The organism is Quyinboa mangrovi, assembly GCF_042219825.1.
Lineage (GTDB): Bacteria > Bacteroidota > Bacteroidia > Bacteroidales > UBA5342 > JBHJHP01.
Genome location: NZ_JBHJHQ010000004.1, coordinates 580,104 through 591,441, shown reverse-complemented (window position 1 = coordinate 591,441; position 11,338 = coordinate 580,104). Strand labels below are relative to the sequence as shown.

Below are 11,338 nucleotides of genomic sequence, written 5' to 3'. Positions count from 1 at the left end.
GTCTGAAACGAGTTCTTTTGACAGTAACAACAATGTATATATGCGAATTTCATTCATTTTTCTGACCACTTTCATAATATTCTCCTGCAAAAACAAACCGGTTCAAAATAACGGATCAAATATGAACTCAGATTCAGCTGAAGTCTGTATTTCCCCTTCAACAGAATCAAGGTTTCAGTTGATGGTACAAAAGGGAAACAACACCTCTGATAACACGGTAATACAGGATAAAGATGGAAAACAAGATGAAATTCAGGTGCCTGATGACATGGTTCTGATTCCGTCAGGAGAATTTAACATGGGAGGAAGGGAAAAACAGTTTGCCAGATCCGATGAATTTCCGGTTCATAAGGTAAAAGTTAATGCATTTTTAATGGATCAACATGAAGTGACCAACCGCCAATTTTCAGCTTTTGTTGAGGCAACCGGCTACATCACTACTGCAGAAAAAGCCGTAAACTGGGATGAACTGAAAAAAGAGCTACCAAAGGGAACACCAAAACCTCCTGATGAAATGTTACAGCCGGGTTCACTGATGTTTAATCCGTCAGAAAAAGCAGTTCCCCTTGATAATCCAATGATATGGTGGAAATGGACTAACGGAACCGATTGGAGACATCCTCTAGGGAAAGAAAGCTCAATAGAAGATAAAATGGATCAGCCCGTTGTACATGTAAGTTGGGAAGATGCAAACGCTTACGCTGAATGGGCAGGTAAACGTTTACCAACTGAAGCCGAATGGGAATATGCCGCACGGGGTGGAAACGATGACTATATCTATCCATGGGGAAATGAATCTGTTAATTCGGGTAGCCCTAAAGCCAACAGTTGGGAAGGAAAGTTTCCGTATCTCAATACCGAAGCTGACGGCTATTATTACACTGCACCGGTAATGCAGTTCAAACCTAATAATTTTGGATTATACGATATGGCCGGAAATGTTTGGGAATGGTGCAACGATTGGTACAACAATAGTTACTATTCCACATTTGACTTAAGCTCTGTGGCAGATAACCCTCAGGGGCCGGAAACAAGTTTTGATCCGAATGAGCCCTATGCCCATAAGAAAGTGATTCGGGGCGGATCATTTTTGTGCAATGATGTATATTGTTCAGGATACAGAGCAGCAGCACGGATGAAATCCACTCCCGATACAAGCGCTCCTCATATCGGTTTTCGATGTGTAAAAGATGTGATGTAAAACTTATTCCACGATAAGATCTGAATGTCTGATCCTGATAAGAGGAATATTGGCTGTATTAAAAAAATTTACAGTCTCTTTATAATCACGGGTAAAACCTAACATATATCCCCCACCGGATCCAAGAAGTTTAAGATGAAACAGATCTGAATCCATCATACCTTGTAAATTTTCCGGAATAATATCGGAGTAGAACGCTTTCTGTTGCTGAGATAATTCTTTCAAATATTTAAACCAATCCGTATTATCGCGATTTAAAATCAAACTAATCATCCGGTTAGTTAACGGCACCAGGTTTTCTGAATAACTCTTTTTAAACCCGGGATCTGCCATCCTTTTTTTAAAGGTTTGGATTAGCGCCCTTGTATTATTTTCCTGCTTTGCCTGTACAAGAAACAGTTTAATCTCATCCGTTAATTGTTGTTGCAAATTAGCAAAATGTAATTCATTTTTGATTTTTGCAACCGGAACACAAAGGAAAGAGACTAAGGGATCCATTCCTGAACTGTTGCCATGAAAATTATTTTCAAGTGCAGCAAAAAGCCGTTGTAGATTTTCTGTACTCTCTGCCAATACATTTATTCCGTAACGGTTTACAATTGTAGCAACCAGAGCACCGGAACTTCCAAAGCCTGATTGTCCCGGAATATCACTTTTGAACCAAAGACCACGCGACATGTCCGTTGCCATTTGTTCGATGTCAAACGAAAGGGAATAAGCTTTTGTATTTACGGTTTTTAATAAGTGATGATAAAACTCAAGCAATTGTCTGTTAGACCATCGTGCCATCTGTTCCTCTCCTTCAGCAGGTTCTTCCAGAGTTAACACACCGCTATACCTTTTATACGGTAACTCAATGCAGTCTCCACCATTAAGCACTGTATATTCTCCAAAAAGCAACAGTTTGGCGTAGTTCATGATTTAGTCAATTAGTAGTAAGTTGTAAGTAATAAGTTGTAAGTAATATGTTAGTTATACATACCTTATAACATCCTTTTCGTATTCGTGAATCGTCAATCTAATGTCCTTTATCCTGATTCTTGTGTCTTATATCAGTCTTTCCGGTCCGGTCCCCATTTCATCGTCAATCCATTTTTTGTTTTCGCACAAATCCTTCAACTGATGTTTTATGAAATAGATTACTTCTTCCTTGTCCTCTTCAGGATATAATATATGGACATTGGGGCCAGCATCAAGTGTAAATGCCAATGGCACACCACTTTTCTCCCGGTATTCCCTTATCCGGTCAATAATATTTATGGTATTGGCTTTTATTTCAATATAGCCCGGAATGGATGACATCATTAGGGAATGTAAAGTCAAAGCCTCATGTTCTAAAAGTTCAGCAAACCCCATCTGGTCTCCATTTCTAAGTATTTCTATCATCCGGGATAAATTTACCCGTGCCTGACCGTACCGTTCCTGGGCAAAAGGGTGATCTTCCATTAACTTATGTCCGCGAGTACTCGCCATCGTTTTCTTTTTGCTTGATACAATCATCACAGCGTCCCTGTACGTTTGAAATACGGGTGCAACCTCTGTTACCGGTAATGCATACTTTGATGACGAATGAGGTATAAAAGCCGATTCTCCCCAAATAACAAAACCACCGTACAATGAACGGGCTGCGCTCCCTGATGCAAGACGGCTGAATGAAGACGCTTCTTTTAGAAAATCCTCCTCATCCTTCTCAATACCCATTATTTCATTCTCTGCAACCAACAAGCATAACACAAAAGCGCTCATCGAGGATGCTGATGAGGCCACACCAGCAGAATGCGGAAAACTATTGGATGAGCTCACTTTCATCTCCAGATTTTTCAGAAACGGTTTTTCATTACTGATATCATCCAGATAATGCATTATCCGGGCTGCAAATATCTCATCGTGTTTCCCCTGAAACCTAAAATCCAGAACAGGTCCGTTTGAAACATTCCCAAATCTGTATTCCATTTCCGTTTCAGTATAACAGTTTTTCAACGTCATACTAATAGACGGATTCCGCGGTAGTTGTCTCCCGTATTTTCCCCAGTATTTTATTAATGCTATATTCGACGGACTACGCCAAGCTACTTTTTTCCACGTTTGTGATGAACTCATACCATCAATTCATTTAGCTTTATTACTTGTTTAAATCCTTTTTCGGTAAAATATGCTTTTACCGATTTCTCATCCTCCCCTGTTAATGCCAGAATATAGTCGCCTCCCCACGCTCCAGAAGATTTCATCCAACCTTTAAAATCCCTGAAATACAAGTCCTTAACAGTCTTTCTTCTTAATACACCCGAAAGAAGCTTATCGTGCTCTTCCATCAATTTTCCATATTCAGAAACTGATTTTGCAACCACCATCTTATCAATAATGGCATTCATGGAAGCAACTGCTTTTTTCTTTGTCATCAACAATTTCAAATATAATGAAATTGATTTCTCGCTGTTCTCCTTTTTATTTAAATGAATCAAAAATAATGTATCAATTATTTCAGGTGCTATAATTACCTGTTCAATATCCGGTTCAGGACACTTTTTTAAATAAGTGATGGCAGATTCGACCCTGGCTGTAGCAAGGTCGTATCCTGATCCTTTGCTCATAAGCCGGTTCAAGCGGTAAACATCCACATTAGCCCAATATGCAATATTGGAAATCAGAGAAGAACTCTGACCAAAACCAGGTTTCAATCCGCTATCTAAAACAGATTCGGCAACATAAAGTCCTTTTTCAGAAAGAAATTCCTTATTAATTTTTCGTGCTGAACGTAATAAGCGTAGCAGATATCCACGTTCGCCTTCGGGTTTGTATCTTTGCTGATCAATATCTTCAATGGGAAAATTAAATTCAATGGGTTGTGATTCCCCTTCAAATGTTTTCCACAATACTTCGTGTGGTCCGTCAGCATTATAACTAATGGTTAGCTTTTGACCGAAATTTAAAGGTACGGAAAGGGATTTTGAACCGGCAAGCACCATGTACTCACCTGCCAGCATTAATTTACCTCTTGAATAAGCAGTGTAAATATCTTCCTCCATAGTTAATTGTTTTTTGTTAAAAATGAACGAACAGCACTTACAGAAACCGTCTTATCTTTAAAAAAACGTTGCGCTTCCTCAACTTGTTCGCTGGTGGCCCCCATCTGGTTTAAAATGTTCACCAGGTGCATTTTCATATGACCATGCTGAATACCGCTGGTTGTTAATGCCTTTACCGCAGAAAAATTGGACGCCAGGCCTGCTGCAGCAATCACCATCATCAACGTTTTAGCATCAGGTTCTTTTAGCATTTTCAGCGCCGATGCCGCCAATGGATGTAATCTGGTTAAACCGCCAACCGTTCCCACAGCCAACGGAACTTCCAGTGATAAGCGAAATGAATTATCTGTCAGGGTCACCCCGGACAATGAAACATATTTACCGTTTTTGACCGCAAACGCATGACCCGCGGCTTCCACAGCCCGAAAATCGTTTCCCGTAGCCAGCAAAACAGCTGAGATACCGTTATAAATTCCCTTATTATGCGTTACGGCTCTCGACGTATCATTCAATGCAATATCCACTGCCTTTTTGAACCTAACCGCAAAATGTTTCCCGTCACCATTCGTATCAAATTTACCCAATGCCTCAAACGGTGCTTCAACATAACATTCCACCGTACATTCGGGAGTATGGTTCGAAAGAATAGCCATAATAATTTCTGCTTCCGGTTGATCCGGAAAATGCTGACCGATAAATTCCGGTATTTCTGTGGCCATAATTTCCAGGCAGGAGTTAATGAAGTTCGCCCCCATAGAATCTGCGGTCTCAAACTCAACGTGCAGTTCAAAACACGCTTCAGAAACCGCCACATGATGAACCAGCGAATAGCCTGTAATTCCACCGCCACGCTTTTCCATGTTTTCAGTAATCGGCTTTGCAGCTTCATTCAATACAGCTGTAAGCTCAGACAAAACTTTGTGTAACTGATCAGGTTCGCCTTCCCACTCAAAAAATACCTGTCCAACTTTAACCGTATTTTTCACTACGCAGTGAAAGCCTCCATGTTGAGCCCAGAACCCTGCAGCAGCTGCAGCAGCAGCAACAACAGAACTTTCTTCAGTAACCATGGGAACCATAAAAAGTGATCCGTTTATTAAGAAATTGGGAGCAACACTGAAAGGCAGATGATAGGATGACAGAACATTTTCGCTGAAACCTTCCAGCCTTTTGCGGAATTCAACCTGTGAATGTTCAGCCTTTATTAATTCAGTTAATTCGTTCTCAGAAATTAATCCTTCCCTGATAAGAATTTGCCGTTTTTCGTCTTTCGATAACCTTGAAAATCCTTTAAACATTGGGGTTGTTTTTCAGGTTTAATACTCTTTGTTAAGCTTTAAGTAAGCATATGCTATCTGCAGGCCCTTAATCTGGCTTTCAACAAAATCCCTTAATAATTCATATTCTTCCCTTGCATATTCCAGAAAAGCGGAAGCATGGCCATAAACCGTCTTAAACTTTGATTTTTGCAGAAAATAATATCCGTCTAAATAATTCTTTAATCCTCCCGAAACAATAAGGTTTTCACATTTAAGATCGTTCTCCGATAACATTATGGAATTAGCATAATCTAACATTTTATAGGCATCATTGCCGATATAAGCCAGTGGCTCATACAATTTTTTACGTTCCGGGGTGCTACGTTCCAATTCTATCTGCGCAAAATTTGTACCTCCGAATGCACCAAACTCTACCGCAACCAGCGGAAGCTTCAGAAGTGCTTTTAAACTTTCGTAGCCCATTCCCTGACCTACCTCCTTTACAATAACAGGGATACCACTCTTCTCAATAAACGCCTGAACCGTTTCAATAGGCGGAACTTCAATTGCATCACCCTCAGGTTGTAACCATTCCTGAATTGGATTTATATGAATGATGAGTCCGTCTGCCCTGATTTTTTCAACCATTGCAGCAATATCATCAACCGTATTATTTTTTATAGCTTTCTCAATCTGACTAATGCCAAGATTTGCAAAAAACGGCACATCATTACCCAAATACTTCCGGAGGTCGAAGTGACTTAGGTATTTGCCTTCTTCAAGTAACACACGGCAGGAACCTAGCCCCATCCCCATTCCGAATTCACCACAGGCCCTCGCCAGATTTCGGTTTATATGCCCGGCATAATCAGTTCCACCCGTCATACTCGAAACCCAGATTGGCACTCGTTGTTTTTTACCAGCCAAAACTGTTTCAGGAATATTATTCTTAGGATGTCCGCTAAACATCGGTTCATATATAAAGCGGTTATCAATTTCCGACACGTCAGTTCGCGACTGAAATGCCAGATTCAGGTGTTCTGTTTTCCGCTTCTTCATGTACTATCCGGGGTCTTTTTGTTTAAAAATTAAATGCCAATATACGCATTAAATACCTATGTGGCGCGAAATTACCAGCTTTAATATTTCCGAGGTACCCTCACCAATCTGAAGGATACGCTGATCACGGTAAAAACGTTCTATATCGTTTTCATCTGTTAATCCATAAGCACCAAATATCTGAACTGCCTCATCTGCCACTTCTTTAGCAATTTCAGAACAATATAGTTTGGATATCGCGGCCTCTCTTCCAAATGGTTCACCCTGATCCTTTAACCAACAAGCGTTATACAAAGTATTCCGGGCCAGTTCAATTTTTTTATTCATATCGGCCAGCTTAAATGCCACCGTCTGAAATTTAGATATCGGACGGCCAAACTGGTTACGGTTCAACGCATATTCTTTTGCCATTTCGTAAGCTCCCTGTGCCAGTCCAAGCCCCATTGCTGCTATAGATAACCTACCGCCATCCAATGTTTCCAGCATGATTCTTGCACCCTGTCCCTTTTCCCCAAGCAGATTTTCTTTGGGCACAATACTGTTCTGAAAGAATAATCTTCCGGTGTCAGCGGCACGCCACATGAGTTTACCTGATATAAAACCGCGGGTAAAGCCTTTGGTATCCTTATCAACCAGAATTGCTGATAATTCCGGCTTGCCATTCTTTTCACCTGTTACAGCCTGAATTGTTACACCCGCGGACATGTCTGATGCGGAATTGGTAATGAATATTTTTGAACCGTTGATCAACCATTTATCACCCTGCAATTCTGCTTTGGTTTTAACGCCCTGAGCATCAGAACCTGCTGTCGGTTCTGTTATACCGAAAGCCCATAACTGATCTCCTGATGAAAGTTTTGGCAGGTACTTTTCCTTTTGTGCATCAGTGCCATATTTATAAATTGGATATAAGCCAAGTGAATTATGAGCCGCAATGGTAGCAGCCTGAGAACCGTCAATACGTGCAAGTTCCTCAACAGCAATTATATATGACAACGTATCAAGTTCCTGTCCTCCATAAACCTTAGGAATCTGAATACCCAGCAAACCCAACTTTCCCATCTTTTTAGTTAATTCAACAGAAAAGCGGTTTTCCTTATCCAGCTGTCGTGCAATACCCTTAATCTCCTTTTCAGCAAACGTGCGTATTTTTTCTCTGTAGTTTCTGTGATCGTCCGTAATTAACGGATGTCTGTTAATACTATCCATTCAGTTTTTATTTATTCTAAACTATAACAATGTCGTACCGTTTTTGTTGTTCTAAATAAGGTGTGACGCTTAACAAACATCATTGAACAGTCTTATGTTTAATCCTGATGATTTTTTTATGATCATATAGTGAATGTGTAGATTACATTAAAAAATGTCAATAAATGTTAAACAAGTGCATGAATTTATAGGCTATCCCATGTTTCAATCTATAATTCCAAAGTATGACACTCTGCACGATTAAAAATTTTGTTGTAATTTGAACCTAAATATTAATCTCTCATTTTTCCGTTATGACCCGAAAGAATTTAGTCCATTTAATGCTAACGGTCTTAGTTTTGATCGGTTTCGCATGCAAAAACAAACCAAAAGAACAATGTGCTGCAATAGAAGAAATTACAATTCCGGAGCTACAAGAATGTTATAAAGAAGGTACTAGAAGCGTTTCTGAAGTAGTAGCATATTATATTGAGCGTATCAAGACCATCGACTGGGACGGACCTGAATTGCATTCGGTCATAATGATTAATCCTGATGCGGTTGAAATTGCTGCAACACTGGATGAAGAACTCAAAAACGGACATTCAAGAGGGCCACTTCATGGGATTCCAGTTTTACTAAAGGACAATATCGATACGCATGACATGATGGAAACCACAGGTGGTTCAAGGGCTTTACTGGGATCCTATCCGACAAAAGACAGTTGGGTAGCAGCTAAACTGCGTGAAGCCGGTGCTGTAATCCTGGGTAAAACGAACTTAAGTGAGTGGGCCAATTTCAGATCATTCAATTCGTCCAGTGGCTGGAGCGGCGTAGGCGGTCAAACAAAAAATCCATATGTATTGACCCAAAATCCTTGCGGATCAAGTTCCGGTTCAGGAGTTGCTGTTTCAGCTAATCTGTGCATGGTGGCCATTGGCACAGAGACCAACGGATCCATTGTCTGTCCTTCCGGTGCAAACGGAATAGTTGGGATCAAGCCAACTGTGGGATTGATAAGCAGATCGGGAATTATTCCTATATCTTTCACGCAGGATACTCCGGGTCCTATGGCAAGAACCGTAACCGATGCAGCCATCTGTCTTGGATCACTAACAGGTATCGATTCTACCGATAGCAAAACATTTATGAGTAAAGGTATGCGTGAAAAAGATTATTCACAATATCTCAATCCAAAGGGACTTAAAGGGAAAAGAATAGCCGTGTATACAGGCCCGATTGGCATACTACCTGAGGTAGATTCCCTTATGAGACTGGCAATAAAAGATATGAAATCCGGCGGTGCTGAATTTGTAACAGACATTCATTCGGTATATGATACGTTAGCCTCGGATTATTCATTTGATGTTTTGTTGTATGAATTTAAAGATGGCATTAACAAGTATCTAGCTGCTCTTGGTGAAGCAGCACCTGTAAAATCGCTTTCAGAAATAATAGCCTTTAATAATTCTGATTCTGTTGAACTTAAATATTTCGATCAGAAAATACTTGAAATTGCTGAAGAAAAAGGAGATTTAACTTCACCCGAATATCAGAAGGCTTTAATGAAAATGAAAGAGATGGTAACAACAGGCGGTATTGACAAACTAATGGATGAATATGATCTGGATGCGATTATTGCTCCTACCGGATCCCCGGCATGGCGCACTGACCTTGAAAACGGAGACAGCTTTGTACTTTCAAGTTCATCTCCTGCTGCCATGGCCGGATATCCCAATATCACACTTCCCATGGGATTTGTAAATGAACTCCCCGTTGGCATTTCGATTTTCGGCAGGGCATGGAGTGAACCAATACTGATTGAAATTGCATATGCTTACGAACAGGAAACCAAACACCGCAAAGCACCAAAATTTTTAAATTAATCGGATTGGGACTTCTCGCTACGCCCGAAGTGACAATCGTCCAGAGATATTACGCGGATGCTAACCAAATCTTTAATTATATTAGTACTTGCTGCATCCGCGAAGGAAAAATGTTAGTGTCATTTCGAACGGAGTGAGAAATCTAAAAATTATTGCAACACAACGAACAGTAACAGATCTGCCCTCGTTTATTCATTTCAGTTGATTATATTTGAAATGAAATTGAGGCTGTCCAAAAAGTAATATTTGAAAAAATTTTACTTATGGATTGTAAGTAGCTTTTTATAAATCACCCCTAAATCCCCTTGAGCCTCCGCTAAAGCTTCAGCGACACGCGGAAAGGGGAGTTAAAGCCTCCCACTTTAGGGGAGGTTTGGAGGGGTATAAAGAAGAATAACTTTCAATTTATAAGTTCATAATATTTTTATTTGTCTTCTTAGACTGCCTCATAAAGCACAGTTTATGCAAACAACCACACGCAGTAAGTTTCCTCCTATCATAATCATAGGTGCACTTTTTTTTATATTTGGTTTTGTTACATGGTTAAACAGTATCCTGATTCCATACCTGCAAATATCCTGTGAACTCACCAATTTTGAAGCCATGTTCGTTGCTTTTATGTTTTACATTTCTTATTTCTTTATGGCTCTGCCATCGGCATGGATACTAAAACGAACAGGATACAAAAACGGGATGATGATCGGACTGTTTGTGATGTCATTTGGAACAATATTGTTTGTTCCTGCTGCTTTATCGAGAACTTATTCGGTTTTTTTATCTGGCTTATTTATCATGGGAACCGGACTTGCATTGTTGCAAACAGCGGCCAATCCATACGTCACTATTTTAGGTCCTATCGAAAGTGCAGCAAAACGCATCAGCATTATGGGAATCTGCAATAAGCTTGCCGGAGCCATTGCACCTCTCATTCTGGCCTATTACATTCTGAATGATGTTGATACTCTGACCAATAGTCTGGAGTTAATGGGAGCTGACGAAAGAATTATTACATTAAATGCTCTGGCCAGGCGTGTTATTGGACCATACATAGTGATGACAATCGCTCTTATTGCCATGGGAATTGGCGTGAAATTATCGCCTTTACCACAAATTGAACCCGACAAAAATGAAACGGTATCGGCTAAAAAAGACTCACATAAAACTGTTTTTAGCTATCCTAATCTTATTCTCGGCGTTATAGCACTGTTCTTTTATGTTGGTGTTGAAGTCATTGCCGGTGACACAATTGTGCGTCATGGGAATGCGATGGGAATCAGCATGAACCTGGCTAAAACATTTACATCTGCAACCATGGTGTTTATGACAATCGGTTATATCATTGGAATCATTACCGTTCCTAAATACATCAGTCAACAGGGAATACTTAAAATATCAGCCATATCAGGAATCTTGTTTTCCCTGGCAGCGATACTCCTAAAAGGTGAAATTTCAGTAGTCTTTATTGCCTTACTTGGACTTTCGAATGCAATGGTCTGGCCAGCAATATGGCCTCTGGCACTTAACGGTTTAGGTAAACATACTAATACTGGTTCTGCTATGCTGATAATGGCTATTCTTGGCGGTGCCCTTCTACCATTGTTATGGGGAAAACTTTTCGACCTTTACAATTCACAGGTAGCATACTGGATACTGGTTCCGTCATACCTGTTTATCCTGTATTATGCTATCAAAGGATATAAAATCCGGGGATGAATTTAT

Annotated in this window: 9 protein-coding genes; 3 read left to right on the top strand and 6 right to left on the bottom strand. The window is 40.1% G+C overall.

The annotated features are described in order from the left end of the window. The first annotated feature begins 121 nt into the window (after positions 1-121). Positions 122-1,201, top strand: coding sequence for a formylglycine-generating enzyme family protein (locus ACE1ET_RS11150; protein ID WP_375728485.1), 1,080 nt, complete (start codon positions 122-124; stop codon positions 1,199-1,201). Between the two features lie 3 nt (positions 1,202-1,204). On the opposite strand, the gene ACE1ET_RS11145 is transcribed toward ACE1ET_RS11150, so the two are convergent. The 6 genes from ACE1ET_RS11145 to ACE1ET_RS11120 form a co-directional block, all read right to left on the bottom strand. Beyond that, a complete protein-coding gene (locus ACE1ET_RS11145; RefSeq protein WP_375728484.1) occupies positions 1,205-2,119 on the bottom strand; it encodes a GHMP family kinase ATP-binding protein in 915 nt (304 codons plus the stop codon). A gap of 129 nt (positions 2,120-2,248) precedes the next feature. Then, positions 2,249-3,301, bottom strand: a complete 1,053-nt coding sequence (locus tag ACE1ET_RS11140; RefSeq protein WP_375728483.1) for a diphosphomevalonate decarboxylase — start codon at positions 3,299-3,301, stop codon at positions 2,249-2,251. Continuing rightward, positions 3,298-4,227, bottom strand: a complete 930-nt coding sequence (locus tag ACE1ET_RS11135) for a GYDIA family GHMP kinase (protein WP_375728482.1) — start codon at positions 4,225-4,227, stop codon at positions 3,298-3,300. The genes ACE1ET_RS11140 and ACE1ET_RS11135 overlap by 4 nt, the downstream gene beginning before the upstream one ends. A 2-nt stretch (positions 4,228-4,229) precedes the next feature. Continuing rightward, a complete protein-coding gene (locus ACE1ET_RS11130) occupies positions 4,230-5,525 on the bottom strand; it encodes a hydroxymethylglutaryl-CoA reductase (protein WP_375728481.1) in 1,296 nt (431 codons plus the stop codon). 18 nt (positions 5,526-5,543) lie between these two features. Continuing rightward, on the bottom strand, positions 5,544-6,545 hold the full coding sequence (locus tag ACE1ET_RS11125) for a beta/alpha barrel domain-containing protein (protein WP_375728480.1): 1,002 nt from the start codon (positions 6,543-6,545) through the stop codon (positions 5,544-5,546). Between the two features lie 48 nt (positions 6,546-6,593). Further along, entirely contained in the window at positions 6,594-7,754 is a 1,161-nt protein-coding gene (locus tag ACE1ET_RS11120; protein ID WP_375728479.1) for an acyl-CoA dehydrogenase family protein, read from the bottom strand. A 320-nt stretch (positions 7,755-8,074) separates the two neighbouring features. On the opposite strand from ACE1ET_RS11120, the gene ACE1ET_RS11115 reads away from it, so the two are divergent. Continuing rightward, complete coding sequence (locus ACE1ET_RS11115) at positions 8,075-9,619, top strand: amidase (protein ID WP_375728478.1); 1,545 nt, start codon at positions 8,075-8,077, stop codon at positions 9,617-9,619. A gap of 462 nt (positions 9,620-10,081) precedes the next feature. Continuing rightward, positions 10,082-11,332, top strand: coding sequence for a sugar MFS transporter (locus tag ACE1ET_RS11110; protein ID WP_375728477.1), 1,251 nt, complete (start codon positions 10,082-10,084; stop codon positions 11,330-11,332). Positions 11,333-11,338 lie beyond the last annotated feature (6 nt).

Coding starts and splice junctions, on each gene's coding strand:
- ACE1ET_RS11115 (WP_375728478.1), top strand. CDS start 8,075: ATGCTAACGGTCTTAGTTTTGATCGGTTTCGCATGCAAAAACAAACCA.
- ACE1ET_RS11120 (WP_375728479.1), bottom strand. CDS start 7,754: ATGGATAGTATTAACAGACATCCGTTAATTACGGACGATCACAGAAAC.
- ACE1ET_RS11130 (WP_375728481.1), bottom strand. CDS start 5,525: ATGTTTAAAGGATTTTCAAGGTTATCGAAAGACGAAAAACGGCAAATT.
- ACE1ET_RS11150 (WP_375728485.1), top strand. CDS start 122: ATGAACTCAGATTCAGCTGAAGTCTGTATTTCCCCTTCAACAGAATCA.
- ACE1ET_RS11110 (WP_375728477.1), top strand. CDS start 10,082: ATGCAAACAACCACACGCAGTAAGTTTCCTCCTATCATAATCATAGGT.
- ACE1ET_RS11135 (WP_375728482.1), bottom strand. CDS start 4,227: ATGGAGGAAGATATTTACACTGCTTATTCAAGAGGTAAATTAATGCTG.
- ACE1ET_RS11140 (WP_375728483.1), bottom strand. CDS start 3,301: ATGAGTTCATCACAAACGTGGAAAAAAGTAGCTTGGCGTAGTCCGTCG.
- ACE1ET_RS11125 (WP_375728480.1), bottom strand. CDS start 6,545: ATGAAGAAGCGGAAAACAGAACACCTGAATCTGGCATTTCAGTCGCGA.
- ACE1ET_RS11145 (WP_375728484.1), bottom strand. CDS start 2,119: ATGAACTACGCCAAACTGTTGCTTTTTGGAGAATATACAGTGCTTAAT.